21 protein-coding genes and 4 pseudogenes are annotated in these 23,385 nt (G+C 37.4%); 7 read left to right on the top strand and 18 right to left on the bottom strand.

The window, feature by feature from the left end; genetic code table 11:
• A pseudogene (locus ACFILO_RS06795) lies at positions 1–91 on the top strand (DNA-binding protein); the annotation flags it as partial.
• Positions 92–241: 150 nt separating this feature from the next.
• Here ACFILO_RS06795 and ACFILO_RS06800 read toward each other — a convergent pair.
• The 4 genes and pseudogenes from ACFILO_RS06800 to ACFILO_RS06815 form a co-directional block, all read right to left on the bottom strand.
• Positions 242–654 (bottom strand): annotated as a pseudogene (locus tag ACFILO_RS06800) (hypothetical protein).
• Positions 655–793: 139 nt separating this feature from the next.
• Complete coding sequence (locus ACFILO_RS06805; RefSeq protein WP_375668514.1) at positions 794–1,075, bottom strand: hypothetical protein; 282 nt, start codon at positions 1,073–1,075, stop codon at positions 794–796.
• A complete protein-coding gene (locus ACFILO_RS06810) occupies positions 1,039–1,524 on the bottom strand; it encodes a hypothetical protein (protein WP_375678037.1) in 486 nt (161 codons plus the stop codon). The genes ACFILO_RS06805 and ACFILO_RS06810 overlap by 37 nt, the downstream gene beginning before the upstream one ends.
• Before the next feature lie 79 nt (positions 1,525–1,603).
• Positions 1,604–1,987 carry a hypothetical protein gene (locus ACFILO_RS06815; protein ID WP_375678038.1) on the bottom strand — a complete coding sequence of 128 codons (384 nt, stop codon included), beginning with the start codon at positions 1,985–1,987 and terminating at the stop codon, positions 1,604–1,606.
• Positions 1,988–2,112: 125 nt separating this feature from the next.
• Between ACFILO_RS06815 and ACFILO_RS06820 the strand changes: the two are divergent.
• Positions 2,113–2,559 (top strand): annotated as a pseudogene (locus tag ACFILO_RS06820) (DUF488 family protein).
• Positions 2,560–2,914: 355 nt separating this feature from the next.
• Positions 2,915–3,865 carry a tyrosine-type recombinase/integrase gene (locus tag ACFILO_RS06825; protein WP_404977284.1) on the top strand — a complete coding sequence of 317 codons (951 nt, stop codon included), beginning with the start codon at positions 2,915–2,917 and terminating at the stop codon, positions 3,863–3,865.
• A gap of 57 nt (positions 3,866–3,922) precedes the next feature.
• On the opposite strand, the gene ACFILO_RS06830 is transcribed toward ACFILO_RS06825, so the two are convergent.
• From ACFILO_RS06830 to ACFILO_RS06855, 6 genes and pseudogenes are all read right to left on the bottom strand, one after another.
• Positions 3,923–4,222, bottom strand: coding sequence for a HigA family addiction module antitoxin (locus ACFILO_RS06830; RefSeq protein WP_375629753.1), 300 nt, complete (start codon positions 4,220–4,222; stop codon positions 3,923–3,925).
• Positions 4,223–4,239: 17 nt separating this feature from the next.
• Positions 4,240–4,520, bottom strand: a pseudogene (locus ACFILO_RS06835) (type II toxin-antitoxin system RelE/ParE family toxin).
• 205 nt (positions 4,521–4,725) lie between these two features.
• Positions 4,726–5,394, bottom strand: coding sequence for a ribonuclease HII (locus ACFILO_RS06840; RefSeq protein ID WP_375678040.1), 669 nt, complete (start codon positions 5,392–5,394; stop codon positions 4,726–4,728).
• Positions 5,395–5,559: 165 nt separating this feature from the next.
• The gene (locus tag ACFILO_RS06845; RefSeq protein WP_375631568.1) at positions 5,560–6,468 is read right to left on the bottom strand and encodes a 4-(cytidine 5'-diphospho)-2-C-methyl-D-erythritol kinase; all 909 of its coding nucleotides are present in this window, start codon (positions 6,466–6,468) and stop codon (positions 5,560–5,562) included.
• Between the two features lie 237 nt (positions 6,469–6,705).
• Positions 6,706–7,554, bottom strand: a complete 849-nt coding sequence (locus ACFILO_RS06850; protein ID WP_375612095.1) for a S49 family peptidase — start codon at positions 7,552–7,554, stop codon at positions 6,706–6,708.
• A 192-nt stretch (positions 7,555–7,746) separates the two neighbouring features.
• Entirely contained in the window at positions 7,747–8,535 is a 789-nt protein-coding gene (locus ACFILO_RS06855) for a tRNA1(Val) (adenine(37)-N6)-methyltransferase (RefSeq protein WP_375612094.1), read from the bottom strand.
• Between the two features lie 179 nt (positions 8,536–8,714).
• Between ACFILO_RS06855 and ACFILO_RS06860 the strand changes: the two genes are divergently transcribed.
• The 4 genes from ACFILO_RS06860 (at position 8,715) to glyS (ending at position 14,836) form a co-directional block, all read left to right on the top strand.
• Positions 8,715–9,791, top strand: coding sequence for a polyprenyl synthetase family protein (locus ACFILO_RS06860; protein ID WP_375613529.1), 1,077 nt, complete (start codon positions 8,715–8,717; stop codon positions 9,789–9,791).
• Between the two features lie 95 nt (positions 9,792–9,886).
• The gene (locus ACFILO_RS06865) at positions 9,887–11,581 is read left to right on the top strand and encodes a tetratricopeptide repeat protein (RefSeq protein ID WP_375612092.1); all 1,695 of its coding nucleotides are present in this window, start codon (positions 9,887–9,889) and stop codon (positions 11,579–11,581) included.
• A 91-nt stretch (positions 11,582–11,672) separates the two neighbouring features.
• Complete coding sequence (locus ACFILO_RS06870) at positions 11,673–12,614, top strand: glycine--tRNA ligase subunit alpha (RefSeq protein WP_375606430.1); 942 nt, start codon at positions 11,673–11,675, stop codon at positions 12,612–12,614.
• Positions 12,614–14,836 (top strand): glycine--tRNA ligase subunit beta, encoded by a 2,223-nt coding sequence (gene glyS, locus ACFILO_RS06875; RefSeq protein WP_375652331.1) that lies wholly within the window; start codon positions 12,614–12,616, stop codon positions 14,834–14,836. Before ACFILO_RS06870 ends, glyS begins: the two co-directional genes overlap by 1 nt.
• Before the next feature lie 124 nt (positions 14,837–14,960).
• Here the strand turns inward: glyS and ACFILO_RS06880 are convergent, their stop codons facing one another.
• The 8 genes from ACFILO_RS06880 to ACFILO_RS06915 form a co-directional block, all read right to left on the bottom strand.
• Positions 14,961–15,455 carry a F0F1 ATP synthase subunit B gene (locus ACFILO_RS06880; RefSeq protein WP_375612090.1) on the bottom strand — a complete coding sequence of 165 codons (495 nt, stop codon included), beginning with the start codon at positions 15,453–15,455 and terminating at the stop codon, positions 14,961–14,963.
• An 11-nt stretch (positions 15,456–15,466) separates the two neighbouring features.
• Positions 15,467–16,033, bottom strand: a complete 567-nt coding sequence (locus ACFILO_RS06885) for a F0F1 ATP synthase subunit B (RefSeq protein WP_273790398.1) — start codon at positions 16,031–16,033, stop codon at positions 15,467–15,469.
• Positions 16,034–16,176: 143 nt separating this feature from the next.
• Entirely contained in the window at positions 16,177–16,407 is a 231-nt protein-coding gene (locus tag ACFILO_RS06890) for a F0F1 ATP synthase subunit C (RefSeq protein ID WP_005773968.1), read from the bottom strand.
• A gap of 54 nt (positions 16,408–16,461) precedes the next feature.
• Positions 16,462–17,220, bottom strand: coding sequence for a F0F1 ATP synthase subunit A (locus ACFILO_RS06895; RefSeq protein ID WP_375612111.1), 759 nt, complete (start codon positions 17,218–17,220; stop codon positions 16,462–16,464).
• 7 nt (positions 17,221–17,227) lie between these two features.
• Positions 17,228–17,662 carry an AtpZ/AtpI family protein gene (locus tag ACFILO_RS06900; protein ID WP_375612110.1) on the bottom strand — a complete coding sequence of 145 codons (435 nt, stop codon included), beginning with the start codon at positions 17,660–17,662 and terminating at the stop codon, positions 17,228–17,230.
• Positions 17,663–18,750: 1,088 nt separating this feature from the next.
• Complete coding sequence (gene der / locus ACFILO_RS06905; RefSeq protein WP_375629773.1) at positions 18,751–20,175, bottom strand: ribosome biogenesis GTPase Der; 1,425 nt, start codon at positions 20,173–20,175, stop codon at positions 18,751–18,753.
• 4 nt (positions 20,176–20,179) lie between these two features.
• A complete protein-coding gene (locus ACFILO_RS06910) occupies positions 20,180–20,851 on the bottom strand; it encodes a tetratricopeptide repeat protein (RefSeq protein WP_375631557.1) in 672 nt (223 codons plus the stop codon).
• Between the two features lie 573 nt (positions 20,852–21,424).
• Entirely contained in the window at positions 21,425–23,197 is a 1,773-nt protein-coding gene (locus ACFILO_RS06915; protein ID WP_375678041.1) for an SLC13 family permease, read from the bottom strand.
• Between the last annotated feature and the right edge of the window lie 188 nt (positions 23,198–23,385).

Raw genomic sequence — 23,385 nt, forward strand, 5'->3', positions numbered from 1 at the left:
AAAATTTGGTTTTTTATCCCGTTGGTTACAATCGGATCTTTTGAATGTCATCGAGCAAGCAAAACAGCAACGTTATAACGACGTGGTATAAAAAAACTTGTCACGTAAGGACGGACAAGGCTTTCTCAAACTCATCACCCTAGAGAGTGCACAATCCGTCCTATGACGCAACGTTATAGGATTACCTAAGTGTATTCCATACGTCATATCGCTTCACATACAGCATTTTGATTGTTGATTATCAACGGCAAAATTTAGTGTTGATATTTAAGAGTGTTTTTATACTTTTTTTACAATACGGACTATTTAAGCGCTTCTTGACACTGCGCCTCGGGATGACAGCACTTGGACGATACACTGGAATTCTATCATCTTTACAATTTCACACCATTTTCCATTTTTAATTTTATAGTGAAATCCCGATTGAATCACACAACCATGAATCATTGCCCATTCATTTAAATCCAATTTACTATTTTCCGAATCTATATTATAAGGAGATGATATACCACACTCTAACGATGCTTTTTCTACCTCAGTAAAGTCTACACTTGGCTTTTGCCATATAACAAAGTATGTTGAAGGAGGCTTTGAGTTACATCCAGTAATACTTAATAGAACTATCCCACTTAATAATTTAAACAGTGTATTCATTTTTTTTCCATAAATAACCTAAACCTAAATAATCTAAAATTGCACGAGGTGCATAAATTTTTGTATTATCATTATGATGTGTTCCATAAGTATCTTGACATTTTTCCCCGCATTACCATAACACTTATGGGTACTAGGGTTATGCCCGATAAACGTTCCCCCTTGCTCTATCATTGGAATTGCTGGTGGATAATACATAGGGGAACTTCAAGGGTACCTTATAAACAGGAGGTAGATTGTGACTAATTCCTGTACCAATGGGATTAAATATATGGTTTTGTAAATAAATATGATCTTTTTTACCATCACTCACATAATATAGTGCATTCGCTATCGATAGAGAGTTATTAGCTGGTCCCAAAAGATAGATATCTGTTTTTTCTGCTATACCGTGAATGCCATGCTGTTCAAAGTCACGCATTCCATTGCCCACTGTAAGACTACTCGGCTATGCGCACTAACGATCGCCCCTGTATTGCCATAATGATAGATAAAATCTTGTAACTTCTTGGTTGAATTACTCCATCCCCCAAAATACTCATAAATCGCTACTCCAATCTCTACGAGCCTGTCTTTAGCTTGTGGGTGGTATGTAAAATAAAGGGGACCATTTTTATTAACAGCCAATTGGACAGCATTACCCGTAGCATCATCGGGTGAATTTAAAATGCCATTGTAGAACATATAAACAGCGCCATCAGAGCCAGCTTTTAAATGCTGCTCATCTTCAGCATTTAAAAAGTGATACAGAGTAATGTACTTTCCATCGCTGCCTTTTATATACTCTCCATTCTTATCAGTTAAATAGAGTACATTGCCATTTTCATCGTGCGCAACTTCTCCCTCAGGATGCTCTTTGACATTTGTCATTTCGCGCACTTTGTCCTAGTATCCAAGCCCTTCATCCGATAAATCATTGATCATATCTACGCGATTATGAACGATGCCCTCAAGCGGTGTTACGGTTGAGAGAGCCAATGATTTGTCCAGCATCTTGCCCCATCGCCGTCTGTCCAGTTATATCAGTAAGGATGATACTCCCATCACTGATAGCAGATTTGGTTTCCCCTTCTGCTCCATCCTTGGTTTTGCCGTGATTTAAAACATTTTTGGCAATGTTCTTTATCGTGTCATTCCCAGAAATGCTAAACCCATGGCTGCTGGCTTGAGCATGCGCACTGTTGGTGATATCACTGGTACTGATACTTCCTGTGGTCAGGCTGTTTTTATCTGCCGACGCGGTGCTGGCAATGATGCCTCCGGTCAGCGTTGTTTTGTCTTTAACAATGATATTAAAGCCGCCATCACCAGCTTTGATGCCTGATTGCTCCACAACACTATGATAATCGCTGGAGGATTTATCCCTTTTGGAAAGAGGCGCTCATAGAGCCCCCACCTATTTACTAAGGAAATTAAACGTGTGTAACATCAAACATATCATCATACAGCCTGCTAAAGATGAGAGCTTTGTTTTTTACCATTGGCTATGAAAGAAAATCCTTTGAGGACTATTTCAATCAACTTATCAAAAATAATATTAAACTTTTGTATGATATTCGTAAAAATCCAATAAGCAGAAAATACGGATTTTCAAAAAGACAATTAGAGAAAGTTGTAAACAACATTGATATTGAATATATGGCATATGCCTGAACTTGGAATTGCCTCTGAAAAACGAAGAAATTTGAAAATACAAAAGATTATGATCGCCTTTTTGAAGATTATCAAAATACAACTCTCAAGGATAATTCTTGTGCAATAAACAAATTATATCAAATTTTTTTAAACAAAAAGCGCGTTGCAATCACCTGTTTTGAAGCTAATGTATGCATGTGTCATAGAGGACAACTCGCATTAGCTCTCATTCCATTGCCTGATTGGAAATATGAAATTAAGCACATCTAAAAAAATAAATTTGCATATTTTTAAAAAATGGGAGTGCCCATATGCCTCCCAGCCCCCTACCCATTCCTAATAACTTTTAAGTGATGCATGATTCACGCTACGGGTGAATTCTGCGCAAATCAAGGAAAAGAAATATGAACTGACTGATGAAACAATTGAGGTTGGTGGATACATTACACTTTACTACATCCGTGCTTTGAGAGACTTTGGAGATGTAAAGGCAGGTGATCTTGGCGCTTTTATACAAAAAGAAGACAATCTAAGTCATGATGGCAATTGCTGGATAAGTGATGATGCAAAAGTCTATGATTATGCCAAAGTTTTTGGGGATGCACAAGTTTTCGGTGGTACATTTATTAGTGGAAAAGCTAAAATTTATGACAGTCCATTGATTTCCATCAGAGCAAATATACGCTGGGCTATTAAACAAGCGCAAAATGGCATCTCCAAGAAAATAAACAGACTTACAAAAGGCTCTTTCGATTGGTTATTGCATCAGTATTTACAAAGCATGCAATGGCATAATCAATCAGAATCTACTAAAAAAGTTAAATATCGAATTCTGAATAATGTTTCTAAACATATCGGTGATCGTGCATATAAAAGCATAAACAAACAACACATTCTTGAAGCCGTAGACAGAAGGCGAGAGACCCCCGCGGCGGCAAAACATTTTTTGACCTCTTTAAACGGTCTCTTTAATTGGGCGGTTGATAATGCCCTTTTAAATAGAAATCCTGCCTTTAATATAAAAGCACCAAAATCTTTAAACAGTGGGGGATTGCTGCCATGGCTAGAAGAGGACATAGACAAATATTATCACCGTTGGTCACATGGTACACATGAACGCGTCTGGATTGATGTTCTTCTTTATACAGGCTTGCGTCGTGGTGATGCCGTTCGTATCGGCTGGAAAGACGTCAAAGATAATATCATTTATCTCAAAACAGAAAAGAGCCAATTTAAAACAGATGTTTTTCTTCCTATTTTACCAGAACTAGAGGAAACCCTTAAAATTGGTCCCATAGGTAATGAAACATTTATTTGTGGTAAAGGTGGAAATAAGCTTGTCAAAGAAAGTTTTGGCAACCTCTTTCGTGAAGCATGTAATGCGGCGGGTATTAAAAAATCAGCGCACGGATTGCGAAAATTAGCAGCAACACGTGCAGCCAATGCTGGTGCGACAGTTTCGCAAATGAAAGCGCTTTTTGGCTGGACAGAAGATAAAATGGCATCTCTTTATACCAAAACAGCCGATAGAAAACGCCTTGCAATAGAAGCCATTAAAAAACTTCAAAAAAGTTAGAGCAATGGGCGGCAGCTAAAAAAACAAACCAAAGCACCATCAAAATTATTAACGAAATCAAAGCGGCGTTTGAGGTGTATCAAAAACAAGAAGAGAAATAGGTGGTTGTGCCTGTTGCTTTGTTTGCCATAAATTATAGTTTGTTTGCATATCCAACCAAAATTTTGCTTTACTAAAACCAGCTAATTCTAATTTAATAGCAAGCTCGGTACTTATAGAAGCATGTCCGTTAATCACTCTTGATAAAGAAGCTCTTGTCATATGGAGATGATCAGCTAATTTTTGTATTGTTATCCCCATTTCTTCTAAGAAAGCTACTTTCAGAACTTCACTCGGATGTGCGGGGTTATGCGTCATTTTTTTCATTCCTCTCATCAATGGTAATCTTGATAATCAACAAGCTCCACATCTGTTCCTATAAAGCGAAAAGTAACACGCCAATTTCCATTCATCCATATAGAATAGTACCCTGTAAGTTCACCTTTAAGAGGGTGTATTTTAAAGGCAGGCGCTCTCAACATTTCAGGCGTAGTAGCACTTGTTAAAGCCGTTAAGATAACGCGTAATTTTTTAAGTGATCTGGTCAAATAGCTTTTGTGGAACCTGTTGTATAAAATAATTTTAAGCCCTTATATTTAAAACTCACAATTGCCATTACCGCCCCTTGTCGTATATCATTGCTATACGGTTAATAACAAATAAGAGTTAAGCCCATGTTAGAAATATCTGATTCTATATCTGGAAAAAATAGATAGGAATAAGTGATAAAAAGCTTCAAAAAGGTTAGGGATAGACACTCAAAAAACATAATAGAATCAATGAATTATAAAACCCTTTACTCTTGTAGTAAATCACTGATTTTAATTACCTTTTTTACACTCTTTTAGTGGTGCAAAACTATAACGATGTAATCCTATAACTGGTCCATATTTATCAAGAGCTGTACGATGCGCTAGCGTTGCATAACCTACATGCTTCTCTAAACCATACCCTTTATAAACTTGTCCTGTACATTCCATCATCCGATCACGCGTTACTTTCGCAATAATAGATGCGGCTGCAATTGAAACTGAACGCTGATCGCCCTTAATCAATGCCATTGCAGGACAGGACAACTCAGAAGGAATATCACGCCCATCAACAAGGACATAGTGGGCTGGAATGGCTAATCCTATAATACAGCGACGCATTGCTTCTAACGTTGCTTTTCTAATATTAGATTGATCAATTGTACGAGCACAAAGACTGGCGACTGAAACCGCTAATGCACTTTGCAAAATTTCATGATAAAGTCTATTTCGTTGGAAAAAAGAAAGTTTTTTTGAATCATTTAACCCATTAGGAATACGATCTTTATCCAAGATAACGGCTGCTGTTACCACAGGTCCAGCGAGAGGACCCCGTCCTACTTCATCAACACCTGCTATATGAAAAAAACCCTGTTTTTGCAAATCCAATTCGCACGAAAAATTTGGTTGTAGCGGAAAATTAAACATCTTTGATAAATCACAAATACAACAAACATACATCTATTTCTGTAGCCTGATCATTTTTTGCAAGCATTACAGTTTTAAATAGCTCTTCAAACATTCCACGAATTCTTGCACAAAAAATAAAAAACACATTTCTTTGGTTACCCTCTTTTATTATGTATAATAAAATCATGATGAAATAAAAGCTTTTATATTTATTTATCAAATATTTCCTAAAGTCATGATAGGTTGTACAAACCAATTTGGGTGCATTGATTTGATAAAAAGAGCTGCTTGTTGCGCCGTTTGTTTATTTTTAAAAATGCCAAAGCAAGTTGCTCCCGTTCCAGACATACGGGAAAAAAGAGCCCCACATTCATCTAATATAGATAACACTTCAGCTAACTGAGGTGCTATTTTTAATGCAGGAGAAAAAAGATCATTACGCGTTTCTTGTAAAACTTCAACTAATGAATCAACACTCTTTAAAGCGTCTGTATTAATTTTTAAAGAAGGATTATGACGCTTCTCTAACGCTTTAAAAACAGCTTGTGTTGAAATCTCTTGTCCATGATTAACCAATACCATTGCTAATGAACAAGCTTCTTTTAGTCGTATCATCTCTTGACCAATTCCTTTAACCAAAAGCGGCTGCTGATATTCTAATGCACAAAGGCACATGGGAACATCAGCACCAAGAACTAAGCTCTTTTTTGCTAATTCTTCGTAAGGGCAATCAAGATTCCACTGCCGACGCAACATGCTGATAACCCCAGCTGCATCACCTGAGCCACCACCAATGCCTGAAGCAACAGGTAATGTTTTTACAAGCCGAAAAAAAGCAGGTTGAGCACATTCCGGAAAAGTCTTATGCATAAAGTCCCTTGTGCGAATAACCAAATTGTCTAAATGAGAAACAAGCCCTTTTGCAAACGACCCCGTCAAAACAAACTGATTATTTTCACAAGGTGCATAGTGTAGACAATCACCGCTAAGACTAAAATAAACCAAACTCTCTATTAAATGATACCCGTCAGCACGTTGCCCTACAACATGTAGAGCTAAATTCAATTTAATAGGTGTAAATAAATAGGAATGTCTTTGGAACGAAGTTTGTACATTTGATATCATATGACGTAATATTCACTTACATAGGGTTCTTTTAAAAATTTCCCCCTTTTACCCATACTTTTAGCACGAGCCCTATAAACAGCTTGGAATATTCTTAATCGTTTTCTAAAAAACAATAAATATAAAGAGTTCTCATACAAAATAAACGACATGTTCTCATTCGTATCATTTCAAGCCTTTTTTCTTCTAGTATCTGTTTTTAGATAAAAATCTCTCTGGCTTGAATGATCCTTTCCATCACAAACCATAACGCTGCCAAAGAGCTCGCTCTTCTGCTGCCATCAATGCACTATCAACGACTGTATAAACCGTATGTGCCGTCACTCCTGAAGGCGTTTTAGGTCCTAAAAAACTTTTTGGAGGCATAATAAGTCGAAGTTTTGCATCATTACCAAAGCGCTCCTTAATAACAGAACGTACATCATTCAATCCATCAACCAGACCAAGCCCAACGCTTTGTTTTCCACTCCAAAACATTCCTGTAAAGAGATTCGAATCATCTGATAATTTTTCAGCACGCCGTTCTTTAACCAAATCGATAAAAGTTTGATGCACTTCAAGTTGGAGAGATTTCAAATGCTCAATATCCGCCTTTTTTTCTGGCTGAAATGGATCTAATGTAACTTTGTTCTTTCCTGCTGTGTATACACGCCGTTCGATACCAATTTTCTTCAAAAGTTCCGGAAAACCAAAGGAAGCTGAAACCACTCCAATGGAACCAACAATTGAAGAAGGATCTGCAAAAATTTCATCCCCTGCACAAGCAATCATATAACCACCAGATGCTGCAATATCTTCAATAAACACAAGAACCTTTTTATTTTTTTCTTCTGCCAAGTCACGAATGCGCTTGAAGATAAAACGCGATTGTACAGGTGAACCACCAGGAGAATTAATAATAAGTGCAACAACCGGTGACTTTTTGTGTGCGAAAGCCTTCTCTAAAAGATTTGCACACCTACTGAGGGAAAGGGTACGAGATATAGATGCTGATGAATCCATAATTGCTCCTTGAAGGCGCACCACAGGAATTTCAAGTTTATCGGAAGAAAAACGGCGTGGAATAAAACTTTTAATAAAATCCATCAAAACAAAATCTCCTTATAAATTAAGAACAATTAAATAGGCAAGGACAACAAAAAGGAACAACGTGATACCATCCAAAAGCGCCAATCAACCCCCACATTACAATCAGAAATATAACTTCACCCAAAAGCTAAGCCTCCCTAATGACAAAGTGTAGACTTTAAATAATAAACTAAAAAACACAAGATACTATTAGAAAAGTTCCCACAAGCTTATATATCCATTATTAATTGCATCAACTCGAGGTGAAAAAGTATGGTCATTACCTTCATGTATAACCAATGCCGGTAAAATAGATAAAGCTGCTCTGCTTCCTCGTTTTGCGTAAAATAAAAGACGAATTGCTGCTGTTTTCGCACGGGCATGCACAGGAATTATACAAATACCACCAAAACGCCCTTCTAAAGCATGCAAGATATCTGTCAACGATTGTGGACGTGCAATGAGCCCTAAGTATCCACCTGGCTTAACAATAGCTGCTGCACTCCGCAACCAGTTATCAAACATTGCTTCAGACATAACATGTGCTTCAGATTTTTGTTTATCAGGTGTCTTACGATCGGTGGGATTATTAAAAGGTGGATTCATAATCGCAAAATCAAAGCTATTATCTATCAAACCTGCTTTTATACGGGCATTCCCTTTGAAGGTAACATCTGCTTCTAGCAAACAAATTCGGCTAGCAAATTGTTTATTTTGTTTTAGCATAAGCGTTTTTTGAGCGTAAGATACCATAAAAGCTGAACGTTCAACTAAGGTAACATGAACTTTCAGACAACGCGAAGCAACAGCCAAACCCGCAGCTCCAGCACCTGCACCTAAATCAACAACCTTGCCCTTTAAATCACTCGGAACCAAACTAGCTAATAACATCGCATCCATTCCAGAACGATGACCATATTTATGGGGTTGAACCAAATAAAATTTTCCGCGGTGAAAACTGTCAATTGTTTCACCACTCTGATTCGCTGCTTTATCCATTTAAAAGCCTAATGCTCACCTTTATAAATTGCATTTTTGCCATTCAGCTACTATTTTAAATTTTTTATTATTTCATAACAATAAGATTACACTCGCTAAAGAACATTTCTTGCCAATAACATTCCAAGCTAACACTTTTAAACGACATCAAAAGCTTGAGTCAAAACCAAACCCCCTTTATGCTAATGAATAAAGTAAATTTTATATATGTCCATTGCAATACTCTAGGAGTAAACACATTGAGTGCAGCTATCAAACCAAAACAAATAAGAAATAATCAAATTTCTCTTCAATCTCTTGTCAATCTTACTCAAAAAGATATGGATTGCGTAAATCAATTTATTCTCTCTATGGCAAAATCAGAGGTTGAGATGATCCCTGAAATTTCTAACCATCTTATTTCATCAGGTGGAAAGCGATTACGCCCAATGATTACGCTCGCTTCTGCTCATATGTTTGGTTATCAAAGTGACGGGCATATAAAACTCGCAACAGCTGTTGAATTTATGCATACAGCAACATTGCTACACGATGATGTGATTGACGAAAGTAATTTACGACGTGGAAAATCTACAGCACGGATGATTTGGGGGAATCAAGCAAGTGTACTTGTTGGTGATTTCCTATTGGGCCAGGCCTTTAAAATGATGGTCGATGTCGGTTCCATAGAAGCGCTCTCTGTCCTAGCCAACGCTGCTGCAATTATTGCTGAAGGAGAAGTTATGCAACTTTCTGCCGCAAAAAATATAAAAACCAGCCCTTCAGAATATCTCAAAATCATCGATGCAAAAACAGCAGCACTTTTTTCAGCAGCCGCTGAAGTAGGACCCATTATTGCTGGCTATGGAAATAAAGAGCGTTCTTCATTACGTGAATATGGAACATCCTTAGGTTTAGCTTTCCAATTAATTGATGATGCACTTGACTATAGCGGTAGTGCTCAAAACTTAGGAAAAAATATAGGGGATGATTTTAGAGAAGGAAAAATCACAATGCCTGTTATTCTCGCATATGAGCGTGGGAATATGGTAGAAAAAGATTTCTGGAAAAAAGCGCTTGAAGATGGCAATAATAATGATGAATCCTTCGCACACGCGCAACACTTAATGGAAAAGTATGATAGTATCACAGATACAATAGAACAAGCACGCATCTATGGAAAATATGCAATTGATGCTCTTGTTCCCATGAATGAAAATCTTGCTTATAATGCTCTCGTTGAGACTGTTGAATTTTGTATTGCGCGCGTAAACTGAATTCTTTGCAAGAATCGCAGTATTTCTCAACAAAGTAATGAGATATGATCTATAAACAACACCATCAATTGATTATCTTGAAAAGGATTAGCTCCATGTGCTCTGCAACGGTATCTCGACTTTTTGCCCTCTTTATCGTGGGTATCATGCTGATGCCATCCCTCACCTACAGTAAAATAAGTGCAGCAACTCATACAAGCTCATTTACAGGTGCTTATTTAGCTGGAAGGGTTGCAAATCATGAAAATAAAACAGAACTTGCTATCAATTATTTTAAACAAGCACTGGTTTATCAACCTGATAACATTGAAACACAAAAAGAGCTCCTTGAAGCTATGCTCTCGGTCGGAAACTTTAAAGAAGCTGTCCAACAAGCCCAAAAACTCAAAGAGAACGATGTTATAACTCCCTTTGTTTCCTTAACTTTGTCAGTAGAAAGTCTCATCAAAAAAGATTATAAGAATGCCAAGGCTCTTCTGAAATTAAAGGAACTTCCTACGTCCAATAATCCAATACCTGAACTCATCGGCGCTTGGATTACATTTGGATCTGGACAAAAATCTCAGGCAATCGATGATCTTAAGAAACTCAAAGGTCCTGTCTGGTATGATCTTTTTATATCTTATCATCTAGCACTTATGAGCGACCTTGCAGAACGGCCAAAGGATGCAAAAAAATATTTCATTAAAGCACTGAGTAACAAACAGGGAACTCTTATCGCTCCTAATACTTATGAGCGTATTATCATAGCCTATGCCTCATTCCAATTGCGCCATAATATGCGCAACCAAGCTCTTCAAACAATCCAGCATGGCGAACAAATGTTGTCAGGTCGAGAAGTCCTTAAAAACTTTCAAGAAAAAATTGAAAAAAATTCTTTCTTAGAGAGAGTTATTAAAACACCTCAACAAGGAGCAGCCGAGGTATTATATAATTTTGGAACAGCCCTCAACTACAAAAACTCAGGGCGAATTGCACGTATTTTTAAGCAATTATCTTTCGCATTATACCCTCAAAATGACGCAACACTGTTTCAGCTCGCACACATTTCTGCTAAATTGAACGATCCACATCAAGCAATTAAACTTTATCGCGCTTTATCCCCTAAATCTCCTTATTATAAAGATGGACAACTTCATCTTGCATTCCTTCTTGCCAATAACAACAATTACAAAGAAGCAATAAAATTACTCACATTGTTAAATAAAAAATTTCCCAATGATCGTAATATTTTGATAACGCTCGTTGCTTTTTATATGCAGGACAATAAATTTCTTGAGGCCATTAAAACTCTAGACTACGCTATTACAAAGATAAAAAACTTTCAGCAGGACGATTGGAAACTCTTTTATCAGCGTGGTATTGCTTTTGAACGTTTAAAGCAATGGCCAAAAGCAGAACTTGACTTGCGAAAATCACTTGAATTTTTCCCAAATCAACCGCAGGTTCTTAATTATTTAGCCTATTCCCTTGTGGAACGTGGTGAGAAGCTTGAAGAATCGCTCCGTATGCTACAAAAAGCCTCTGCTTTACAAGCTCACAACAGTCATATTCTCGATTCTTTAGGGTGGGCTTATTATAAACTAAAAGAATATAATAAAGCAGTGCAAATATTAGAAAATGCTGTCAGATTACAACCTGAGGACCCAACACTAAATGATCATTTAGGGGATGCCTATTGGAAAGTTGGGCGTAAACGTGAAGCAATCTTTCAATGGAACCACGCAATTGACGGAAAACCAGAAAATTCTGAACAAATTCAAGAAAAGTTGAAATTTGGTTTGCAATAAACGATGCTTAACCATAAACCACATGAATAATAAATAGAGAAACTAAAATTACTTTGGTTTTTTGTTTAGTCCAATATAAAGAGTATAAAGCGTGAAACTGCCTGAACATCTTAACCCCAAACGTTCTTTTCAGGGACTAATATTAACTTTGCAAAATTATTGGGCACACTATGGGTGTGCAATTTTGCAACCTTACGATATGGAAGTCGGAGCTGGGACTTTTCATCCAGCAACAACATTACGCTCTCTAGGACCACGCCCTTGGAAAGTTGCTTATGTCCAACCCTCTCGACGTCCAACAGATGGCCGATATGGTAAGAATCCAAATCGTTTACAACACTATTATCAATTCCAAGTGCTTCTCAAACCCTCTCCGCTCAATCTACAAGAACTTTATATAAAGTCGCTACAAGCTATCGGGCTTGATACAAAACTGCATGATATTCGCTTTGTTGAAGATGATTGGGAAAGTCCCACTCTTGGTGCTTGGGGGCTTGGATGGGAATGTTGGTGCGATGGAATGGAAGTCTCTCAATTTACTTATTTTCAACAAGTGTGCGGCATTGAATGCGCTCCAGTTTCAGGGGAACTCACATACGGTCTTGAGCGTCTAGCGATGTATATCCAAGGGGTTGATAACGTCTATGACCTTAACTTTAATGGTTTGGAGGGAGAAAACAAAATAAGTTATAGAGATATTTTTTTACAGGCAGAACAGGAATACTCATATTATAACTTCGAATTTGCTGATACAAAACTGCTCCATCAGCACTTTATCGATGCAGAACGCGAATGCAGCGCACTTCTTGATGCTGGAAAACCAAATAAAGAAAATGTATTCCATCGCTGTGTTTTTCCTGCCTATGATCAATGTATTAAAGCGAGCCATATCTTTAATCTTTTGCAAGCACGTGGCGTTATTTCTGTAACCGAACGACAAAATTACATTCTTCGCGTTCGTAATCTCGCGCGCCGTTGTGGGGAAGCCTTTTTACTCACAGAAGCTGGACAAATATATACTGGAGAAGCCTAATGTCTGATCTTCTTCTTGAACTTTTCAGTGAAGAAATCCCCGCACGTATGCAACGAAAAGCTGCTGCTGATCTTAAGAAATCTGTTACAGATCAACTTGTGAATGCTGGATTGATCTATGAAGCTGCTCGTGAATATTGGACACCTCGTCGGCTAACATTGGACATACGCGGACTTTCCACACGCTCCAAAGATGTCCATGAAGAACGCAAAGGTCCCAGTATAAAATCACCACAGCATGTAATTGATGGTTTTCTACGTGCAACAGGATTAAATGATGTTTCTGAAGCGCATATTGGACATGATGATAAAAAAGGTCATTTTTATATTGCTAAAATTGTTAAAAAAGGTCGAGCTGCAGAAGAAATTATTGCCGATATTTTACCGGATATTATCCGCAACTTTCCGTGGCCGAAATCTATGCGTTGGGGAAAAGATTCAGCACAAAGTGGTACTTTGAAGTGGATTAGACCTTTACAAAACATTCTTTGCATCTTCGGACCAGAAATTGGTGAAACACATGTTATTCCGTTTACAATTGGTTCTCTTAAAAGCAATAATTTAACTTATGGTCATCGTTTCTTAAGTGATGGAGAGCCATTTCAAGTGCGCCGCTTTGATGACTATGTTACTCAACTTGAAACCCATAAAGTCATTCTGGATGCCGAAAGACGAAAGAATATTATTTTAGCTGATGCCCAAAATCTCTGCTTTGCAAACGGTTTAGAACTGGTTCAAGATAATCCCCTCCTAGAAGAAGTTGCTGGTCTTGTTGAATGGCCTGTTATCCTGATGGGTGATTTTGACAAATCATTCCTTGATATTCCTCCAGAAATTATTCGCTTGACCATTCGAGCCAATCAAAAATGTTTTGTCACCCGCAAACAAGGAGAAAAAGTAAAACTTTCTCATCATTTTATTCTCGTTTCTAATATTCTTGCAAATGATGAAGGCAAAGAAATTTCGAAAGGAAATAGTAAGGTTGTCCGTGCCCGTCTTTCTGATGCACTTCATTTTTGGCAAACCGATCAGCATGATTTGCCTGATCTTCAACAATTGGAATCTTCTATAAAAAAATTTGAGCTTGATATAAAAAAACCTCTCGATCAAAGAATGGCGCGACTTGATCATTTGAATGTAACCTTTCATGCTAAATTAGGTACACAAGGTGAAAGAGTAGAACGCATTGCTACACTCGCACAAGAAATTGCCCCTTTGATACAAACAGATCCTCTTTTAGCAAAACGTGCAGCCATCCTTGCAAAAGCTGATTTGCAAACAGAAATTGTCGGAGAATTTCCTGAACTACAAGGTGTTATGGGGCAAAAATACGCCCTTCTTCAAGGGGAAGATCCTCGCGTAGCTGTAGCAATCGAAGACCATTATAAACCTCAAGGACCAACAGATCGTCTTCCACAAGAACCACTTGCTATAACCGTTATGCTCGCCGACAAAATTGACATGCTCGTTGGCTTTTGGCTCATTAATGAAAAACCAACGGGCTCAAAAGATCCCTATGCGTTAAGACGAGCAGCATTGGGAATTATTAGGCTTGTACTTTCGCGAGATTGGAAAATCAATCTTATGCCGCTGTTCCAGTTAGCAACGAATCTTTTCTTACAACAAAAAAATAAATATGAAATCTCTCAAAGAGAAAATTCACAATTGCAGAATCTGCTTCCAGAAAAAACAGAATATATTTTATCAGATCTGTTATTCTTTTTTCATGACCGTTTGAAAATCTATCTAAAAGAGGAAGGCGCTCGTTACGATGCCCTTGAAGCCGTTTTAAATAAAGATTCTGATGATTTTTTATTGGTTGCACGTCGTGTCGAATCGCTTATCGCTTTTATCAATACCCACGATGGAATGAACTTTGTAGCCTCTGTAAAACGTACTGCCAATATTCTTGAAAATGAATTTCAAAAAAGCACAACAATAGCGAATGAAATTAATCCTGAGCTCTTTGTCGAGAAAGAAGAAAAGCAGCTCTATCATGCAATCTGTGAAGTAGAAAGAAAGGTTCTTGCTCCCATCAATGCAACAAATTTATCATTTGCACTCAGTGTGCTAGCGCCACTTGGAAAATTGATTGATATATTTTTTGAAAAAGTATTGGTGAATGATAAAAAAACTGATGTTCGTGCTAACCGTCTTGCTCTTCTCAAACGCACTCACATTGTTACACAATCGGTTGCAGACTTCTCAAAACTTGTCATTTAAAATCAAAATACCCTATTAACTGATAAAAACAATGAAGATAATTTTTTCTTTTTTATGACTTTTATTAATTAATATTGAGAAAATTATGCAACCAAAGAGACTGTTCTTTATCTCTCAAATATCATTAATTAAGATATGTTTTCATTTTGATAAATGATTCTTTCTCAAGAGACTCTTTGATAAGTTCATCTGCCTTGTTAGAATCTATTTCCCTTGCAATAAGGGTACGTGCTGTAGAAATTGCCAAATCAATCGCCGATGAAGAAACCATGCGTATTGCATCCGCTTCTGCTTGGGCAATTTTTTGTTCTGCCAATTTATTGCGGTTTTTTACATATTCTTCTGCTTTTGCACGGGCCTCAGCAATAACAGATTCAACTTCATGCTTTGCTGCTGCAATAATTTCTTGCGCATCTTTTTCTGCTTCTGCATGTTTGCGTTGATATTCAGCCAATATTTCCTGTGCCTCTTCACGAAGACGCAGAGCCTCATCCAGTTCATCTTTGATACGTTTCGCGCGCGCATCAAGATGGTGTATAACCCTCTGTGGAATTTGGAAATAGACTAAAAGAGCCAAAAAAAGAACTAACCCAACAAATGCCCAAAAAGTATCAGTCATCTTTGTCTTCCTCAATAATCCGCAGTTTTAACAACTGAACGAACAGCCTCTTTGCTGATATCAACGTCAATCAATTTTTTCACAATTTCAAGAGCTACTTCTTCAGCGATAGAACCAACATTTTGCATCGCTTTATCCCGAATTTTTGCTATCTGTTTTTCAGCATCTGCGAGTTTTTTCTCTAGACTCTCTTCAATTTCTTTCCGTTCAAGCTCTGCCTTTTCTTTTAATTCTTCACTAGCTACCTGCGCTATAGCCTGCGCGTTCAAACGCGCTTCTGCTAATTTCCGCTCATAAGTTTCAACAACAATGTCTGCTTCTTGCTTCATGCGCATTGCCTGATCTAAATCAGATGCGATTCGATCTCGCCGTGTTTCAATAACACCGCCAATACGTGGTACAATTACACGGGAGATAAAAAGATAAAACAGTCCGAAAGAAATTGCCAACCAGAAAAAATGCGAACCAAAATGCACAAAATCAAAAGGCGGAAACACACGATTTGCATGCTCTGCTACCTTTTTAATATGTTCTATCGACGTTTCAGTGTTCTGTGCATAAGCGCTTGAAACAAACATCTTCTTTCATCCTTTAAATAGCTTATTAAAGCCCTCTATAACCGATGATAACTGACAAACATCTCTCTGGCATCTCTCTAGTTAAGAGCCTAAAAGGGTAAATCTTTCCTCATGCAAGAACAGATATACCCTTTTGATAATGATTAAACCCCAAAAAGAAGTAATAAAGCAATGAGCAATGAAAAAATTCCCAAAGCTTCTGTTACAGCAAAACCAAAGACGAGACGTCCAAACTGACTATCTGCTGCTGATGGATTTCGTAATGCACCAGAAAGATAGCTACCAAAAATATTACCAAGTCCTAAAGCTGTTCCAGCCATACCAAAGCAAGCAAGACCAGCGCCAATATATTTTGCTGCAAGCACCATTTCCATGTTATTCTCCTTTAAAGCGAAATTGCATTATTCGACGGAAAACCGCCAGTTCTATTAATGTCCTGGATGAATTGCATCATTAAGATACATACAAGTTAAAACCGTAAAGACGTAAGCCTGAAGAAATGCGACCAAAAACTCAAGAGCAGTAATTGCTACAGTCATAATAAGCGGTAAAATCGAACCACCCACACCTACGATTCCTACCCCAATCATTGAAACAACAAACCCAGAAAACACTTTAAGCGTAATATGACCAGCAAGCATATTCGCAAAAAGACGAAGAGAAAGACTAATTGGACGGGAGAGAAAAGAAATAACCTCAATCATTGTCACCAGAGGTAAAACCACAACAGGAACTCCACTGGGAACGAACAGTTTCAAAAAACTGACCCCATGCTTATAAAAGCCATAACCAATCACCGTCAAAATTACCACCATTGCTAACGAAAACGTGATCATGATTTGAGACGTAACCGTATAAAAATAAGGAAAGAGACCAATAAAGTTAGCAACCAAAATAAAAGTAAACAGAGAAAAAACTAAAGGAAAAAACTGCATTCCCTGCACACCAGATGATTCCCGCAGAGTCGATGCTACAAATTCATATGCCATTTCCGAAAGAGACTGCATCCGCGTTGGAACCAATCCACGACTCGATGATGAAATAAAGAGAAAAATAGAAGTTACAACAACCGTGAGAACTGTAAACAATGATACATTTGTAAACGATAAATCCATATTTCCTATGGAAATCTTAATCAGCCTTAAAACCTCAAACTGATGAATAGGATCTGGAGCGTGCGCTGTCACTTCAACCTCATTTATCGGACCTCTCATTGGCCCCTTTATTTTGTTTATCTTGGCGCAATACGCCTTTTTTTCCTAATTGACTGGAGGAAACATACCCCACAGACCGAAGAATACTCAATACACCAGCAGCAAATCCAAAGAAGAGAAAAAATACCAATCCCCAAGGCCATGAACCTGCTAACTTATCAAACCCCAACCCCAAAACAATACCAACTATAATACTTGCCAGAAACTCACTGGAAAGCTTAATTGCACCTGCCATCCTTCCTTGTGATTTTTCCCGCTTATTCCTATGCTCCCGCTTCTTTAATGCTTGCTTGCGCACTAAAGCTACGCTTAAGTTCCTACTACGACATTCCAAATCCTCTGAATGAAGACACTCTCCTTGCTTTTCCTCTTCAGCCTCCTTACGGCTCATAACGGGTTTCTCGCCCATCGCCATCATTGGCTCCTTAATTAAAAAGCAACGTAAGAATACATTTTATAAAACCGTGTGCATCATATTGTTCCCGAATTTATTCGTCAAGATACTAAAAGAAATCTATCACAAATTATCGTATAAATTTTATTGTATAAATAACGTATTTTTAATTTACATCTTTCTTAAAAAGATATTCTGAGCACCTAAACCGATTTCACGACAGCACCCGTGAATATATAACAAAAGTTCCTGTGAATGATATAAAACTCATAGAACAGCCATTTTTACGCTTAACAAAAGGTGTAAACTGATACCATCTTATTTTCCAGCTCCCAATGTTATATCAATTCTAGTTTTGAAAGAGAACATAGAAAGCTAAAAAACAGTATGAGAGCGTTTTTTGTTCCTTTTATTCAAATAAACTTGCACTTTTTATTTTATGAAAATGATAATAATCAATGGTTTTTATATGATCCTATTCGCAAAGTATTTTACATATGCCATCACAGAACCCATCACTCAATGAGCTTGAGGGTATTAAGAGAGGTTTCTTTAAATACGAGATATTAATAAATCTAAAATTTCAAATAGGTCAAGCCAATAGAACACAATAAATTTTAAATAAGATCACCATACTACTTTATACAATTTTAATCCACTTTTTTGAATTTCGCTCTTTACAATTGAATATCCGTAGATTCAGCAAATATTTTTGCTTTTTATTCAGACAAACTATCGTAAGCAAAAGCGCTTATTCATAAGCTTTATTTTTATGAAACGATAATCTAATGCTGCTTTTCAAACAAGCATCATAATTACATTCCCCTACCCTCATATTGCATCTATTCTTGCACTTTAATAACCCATTAAGAGGATTATGTACTCTTTCTTAAATACTCCCTATTAAACTCTTCTCATGACATGCAAATAAATGATCTTTATCAAGATGAGAGAACTCTATTCAATAGCGCTCATGATAAATGATTATCAATAAAATTAAAACTTTAGCAAATAAAACTTTTTCTTTTATGAAAAGAACGATCATTTAAAAAACTTATTTTTAAGATTCTTAAGTATAGATTTCATTCACTTAAAAAATTAAAGAGTTATCATTTCTTCTTGGAACGTGTCGCAAAAGGATTATCAGAGGCTCGTAATGATATGCGAACGGGTATACCAGACATATCAAATGTTTCACGTAACCCATTGACAAGATAACGCAAATACGACTGAGGCATACTTTTGGGGCGCGAGCAGGAAATCATAAACCCAGGAGGACGTGTCTTAACCTGTGTGATGTATTTAACCTTAAGTCGACGTCCAGAAACCGCAGGAGGTGGATGATGTGCCACAACAGTTCCAAGCCATTGGTTCAATTTAGCCGTCGAAATGCGACGATTCCATACACGGTGCATCATCATGACATTTTCCATCAGTTTATCAATCCCTTGACCATATTGTCCTGATAAAGGAACAGCTCTCAAACCACGAACTTGAGGAAGAAATCGCGCACATTTTTCATGCAAATCAATCAATGTGGTCTGACTGTTTTCAATAAGGTCCCACTTATTGAAAGCAATAACTGGAACACGCCCTTCACGAATCACAAGATCAGCAATTTGTAAATCCTGCTTTTCAAAAGGTATCGTTGCATCAAAAACAATGACCACCACTTCTGCAAAACGAATAGCACGCAAAGTATCTGCAACAGATAGTTTTTCTAATTTTTCTTGAATTCTCGACTTTCGACGTAAACCTGCAGTATCAAAAAGTTTAATATGACGACCACGCCATTCCCAATCTACAGAAATAGAATCACGCGTGAGTCCTGCTTCTGGTCCTGTTAACAATCGCTCTTGTTTCAACATACTATTGATAAGAGTGGATTTTCCTGTATTGGGACGCCCCGCAATTGCAATCCTAATGGGCTTACTTTCATCGTAAATAAGCTCTTCTTCTTCCAAATCCTTTACATCATCACCAACAGATGCAGGTTGTATCATTCTATCTTCTTCTTTGTTGTTGCCAAAAACATGCTCTGACCCAACAGCATCTATAATTGCATCACGCAGATCACTAAGTCCCAAACCATGTTCAGCCGATATTGGGCATGGCTCCCCCAAACCTAATGACCACGCCTCATACTCTCCTCCTGTTGCCGCTCTTGACTCAGACTTATTGGCAACAAGCACAATTGGCTTTCCTGATTTGCGAACCAATGAAGAAAAATTTAAATCACTTGGTGTTATTCCGCTCTTTGCATCAAATACAAATAAAATAAGATCCGCTTCATCAATTGCAACTTTTGTATGAGAACGCATACGCCCCTCAAGTGTATGATCACCTGCTTCTTCCAGCCCAGCCGTATCAATCACATCAAAACGTAGATCTTGAAGTTTTGCCGCATGAATACGCCGATCACGTGTTACACCAGGCTTATCATCAACCAAAGCCAATTTTTGCCCAACCAAACGATTAAATAGTGTTGACTTCCCAACATTGGGACGACCAACGATAGCAATGGTAAGGCTCATCGATTTATTCCTTATTTGCCTTGCCCTCAGCTTGTATAAGCTCAAGCATCATTCGAGCCCGATCTGTTATTTTTAAACCCAAAGAACCTTCTTCAGAAATTTTCTTAAAATAATAAACCGCCTCATCCATTTTATCCGCCTTATAAGCAGCTAAGCCTAAAGCTTCTCTTGCAGACATACGCATAGGATCGGTATCACTTGCCATATCTTTGATGCGCTTTTCAACATCAGCTAATGTCCCTGTATCAACCAGAATATAAGCCGCCCGAATTTTTGCAACTTTCTGCAAAATCTGTGGTGCTTTCTCATCCGCTGCAACAGAATCAAAGATCTCCACTGACTTAATAATATCACCTTTCTCCATGAGTAAAGAAGCCTCACGTAAACGAGCAAGAAAAGGATACCCCCCAAAATGAGAGGTTTTAACAGTTTCTAATTGCTTTATCGCTTTATCAAAATCACGTGTATCCGCAAGATCAAGACTCTTTACAAATGCATCACCAATATAACCAGCTTTCTTTATTTGTGTATGATGATAAACTTGATAAGCAACTATCATGAATATAAAAAGAATAGCTGCTCCAATAATTGAAAAACCATACCGTCTCCAAAAAGCAAGCGCCTTTTCCTGACGAAATTCAGCATTCACTTCAGCAATAAAACTATCATACGACATATATCATACCTTGAAAAAAGTTACTTCACCTGTGCTTTTACGCATAAATGGATAAAGATGGTAGCCCTAATTAACTAAAAATCTTTAAATTACTCGTTTATTTATTTTAAATCAACATGTAGCCAATTCAATCAGATTTTTGCAACAGTCTTAATCGAAAATGATGTAAGCACCCTGTTTGTTCACATTACAGCTTTTACATATTATGAAAAATTCACTGCCTTAATATTTATCATGATTGCCTATCATCTCAAGCGAACTTTCTCTCCATTATATAGAGGGATAATCTTTTAAAGTCTTCAACCACAATCGTTGGTTGTATTGGATTATACAATTATAATAGAAAAACCAATTCTTGAAAAAACTTGAATAAACAGTAAATTTCCATGAATATCTACTAAAACCAAATAGATAAATTTTTATCTGTATCAAAAATACCGAAGCGTCATGATGAAAGTGTGGTATAATTCCAAATCTTCAGTTAAAGCTCTCTATATAAAGTATATCCCTTCAACTTATCTTCATACGATTAACAACCTTTTATAATTGATTCTTAAAGTTTCTAAAAATATCCTATTGTAAGGGCCAAACCCACATAAGCATTGGAACAGCAATAATAACGATCAACACCGCCAATGGAGCACCTAAACGTGGATAATCACTAAAACGATATCCTCCTGGCGCCATCACGAGCATATTACTTTGATGTCCAATAGGTGTAAGAAACTCACAGCCCGCACCAATTGCAACAGCCATCAAAAAAGCTTCAGGCTTATAATGAAGGGAGTGAGCAAAACTTGACGCAATTGGTGCTACCATCATCACTGTTGCTGCATTATTCAAAAATGGCGTAACCAACATAGCTGTCACCAACATAAGCGTTAAAGCACCGGATGGCGGGAAAAATATTGCCAATTGGCTCAGCCATTGACCAATGAGATCCGTACATCCTGTTTTCTCTAACGCTTCACTCACTGGAATAAGAGCTGCTAATAGCACTAATATTGGGCCATCTAATGCCTGATACAGATCACGCGCGGGCAAAACACGAAAGATCACCATTGCAGCAGCAGCAGAAAAGAAAGAAAAAGCAACTGGAACAATATGAAAAGCTGTAAAAATAATTGCTATAAATAAAACAGCTAAAGAGATGAAACCATGTCGTAAATTTCCAAACACAATATTTCGTTTTGCTAGGGGCAAGCATTTCAATTCTCTTAATAAATTTGGAATAACTGCATCCTGTCCTTGCAAAACAATCACATCTCCAAGATGGAAAATAATATCATCAAGTCTTCCCCGCACCCTTTCATGTTGACGACTTAACGCAAGCAAATTTACATTATAGCGATCAAATAAAGAAAACTCTTTCGCACTAATACCGATAAGAGGTGAATTATGGGTAATGACTGCTTCAATAATATCAATATCACTGTCCTTATCACCTGCAACAATAGTTCGCCCCTTAGAAAACTCTAAACGAGCAGAGTTCATCACGCTATCTAACCCTGTATGTGATCCTTCCAGCAAAATAATATCATTTTCAGACAAAACAAAATCTGGTAATGGTGAAATAGATACTTTGTTTCTGATGATTTGAATCACCATAACATCACCACTTGATGGCTTAACCAAATCAACAATATTTTTTCCCACAATCGGTGAATTTATTGGAATATGTACTTCTGCAACATAATTACGAATATCAATGGCATCATCAAACGATACACCTGAACGCACACGCACAGGCAAAAGCCAATAAAAACAGACCAAATATACAACACCAGCCGTCGCAACAACCGCACCAACTGGTGTAAAATCAAACATAGTAAAAGGTGTTCCTGCTAAACGTTCTTGCATCGCTGAAATAACAACATTGGGAGATGTTCCTATCTGTGTCATAAGCCCCCCCAACAAAGAACCAAAGGCCATGGGCATCAAAAAGACAGAAGGAGAAACCTGAGAACGACGTGCAAACTGAAAAGCTATCGGAAGCATAATCGCCAAAGCACCAATGTTTTTAACAAACATTGATAATACGACAACAGAAAGAACCAAAAAAGCTAATTGAAGACGCACCGATTTCACGTCTGGCCATATCCGTTGGATAATAAATTCCATTATACCAGAGCGAGATACAGCAGTACTGACAACAAACACACTCCCCACGATAATAACGATATCATTACTAAAACCGCTAAAAGCTTCCTTCGGACTGACAAGACCAAGGGCACAAGCTATTAATAAAGTACAAATAGCAACAAGATCATAACGAAATCGATCCCAAATAAAAACAACCATCATGAGACCAATGATCGAAAAAGCCATTATTTGATTTTCTGTCATAACACTTACCTCTCCCCATTAAATTATAATGAACAAGAACATATTTTTTATGTTTTAAATATTCCTATAAACAGCAGCAAGATAAAAGCAGACATCGAAATATTTTAGGATAATTTTAAAGTGATAAAAAATTATGATGCGCATAAACTTGCCTCTCCTTATTATGCGTGCTTTTCTATAAAGTGCTG

This window comes from Bartonella sp. AP72JLCBS (genome assembly GCF_042195705.1).
Taxonomy (GTDB): domain Bacteria; phylum Pseudomonadota; class Alphaproteobacteria; order Rhizobiales; family Rhizobiaceae; genus Bartonella.

What these genes read in the sequence shown, in the direction of transcription:
- ACFILO_RS06805 (WP_375668514.1), bottom strand. Translation starts at nt 1,075, where the DNA reads ATGCGTGACTTTGAACAGCATGGCATTCACGGTATAGCAGAAAAAACA.
- ACFILO_RS06810 (WP_375678037.1), bottom strand. Translation starts at nt 1,524, where the DNA reads ATGACAAATGTCAAAGAGCATCCTGAGGGAGAAGTTGCGCACGATGAA.
- ACFILO_RS06830 (WP_375629753.1), bottom strand. Translation starts at nt 4,222, where the DNA reads ATGACGCATAACCCCGCACATCCGAGTGAAGTTCTGAAAGTAGCTTTC.
- ACFILO_RS06840 (WP_375678040.1), bottom strand. Translation starts at nt 5,394, where the DNA reads ATGTATGTTTGTTGTATTTGTGATTTATCAAAGATGTTTAATTTTCCG.
- ACFILO_RS06845 (WP_375631568.1), bottom strand. Translation starts at nt 6,468, where the DNA reads ATGATATCAAATGTACAAACTTCGTTCCAAAGACATTCCTATTTATTT.
- ACFILO_RS06850 (WP_375612095.1), bottom strand. Translation starts at nt 7,554, where the DNA reads ATGGATTTTATTAAAAGTTTTATTCCACGCCGTTTTTCTTCCGATAAA.
- ACFILO_RS06855 (WP_375612094.1), bottom strand. Translation starts at nt 8,535, where the DNA reads ATGGATAAAGCAGCGAATCAGAGTGGTGAAACAATTGACAGTTTTCAC.
- ACFILO_RS06860 (WP_375613529.1), top strand. Translation starts at nt 8,715, where the DNA reads ATGCTAATGAATAAAGTAAATTTTATATATGTCCATTGCAATACTCTA.
- ACFILO_RS06865 (WP_375612092.1), top strand. Translation starts at nt 9,887, where the DNA reads ATGTGCTCTGCAACGGTATCTCGACTTTTTGCCCTCTTTATCGTGGGT.
- glyS (WP_375652331.1), top strand. Translation starts at nt 12,614, where the DNA reads ATGTCTGATCTTCTTCTTGAACTTTTCAGTGAAGAAATCCCCGCACGT.
- ACFILO_RS06880 (WP_375612090.1), bottom strand. Translation starts at nt 15,455, where the DNA reads ATGACTGATACTTTTTGGGCATTTGTTGGGTTAGTTCTTTTTTTGGCT.
- ACFILO_RS06885 (WP_273790398.1), bottom strand. Translation starts at nt 16,033, where the DNA reads ATGTTTGTTTCAAGCGCTTATGCACAGAACACTGAAACGTCGATAGAA.
- ACFILO_RS06890 (WP_005773968.1), bottom strand. Translation starts at nt 16,407, where the DNA reads ATGGAAATGGTGCTTGCAGCAAAATATATTGGCGCTGGTCTTGCTTGC.
- ACFILO_RS06900 (WP_375612110.1), bottom strand. Translation starts at nt 17,662, where the DNA reads ATGGCGATGGGCGAGAAACCCGTTATGAGCCGTAAGGAGGCTGAAGAG.
- der (WP_375629773.1), bottom strand. Translation starts at nt 20,175, where the DNA reads ATGAGCCTTACCATTGCTATCGTTGGTCGTCCCAATGTTGGGAAGTCA.
- ACFILO_RS06910 (WP_375631557.1), bottom strand. Translation starts at nt 20,851, where the DNA reads ATGTCGTATGATAGTTTTATTGCTGAAGTGAATGCTGAATTTCGTCAG.
- ACFILO_RS06915 (WP_375678041.1), bottom strand. Translation starts at nt 23,197, where the DNA reads ATGACAGAAAATCAAATAATGGCTTTTTCGATCATTGGTCTCATGATG.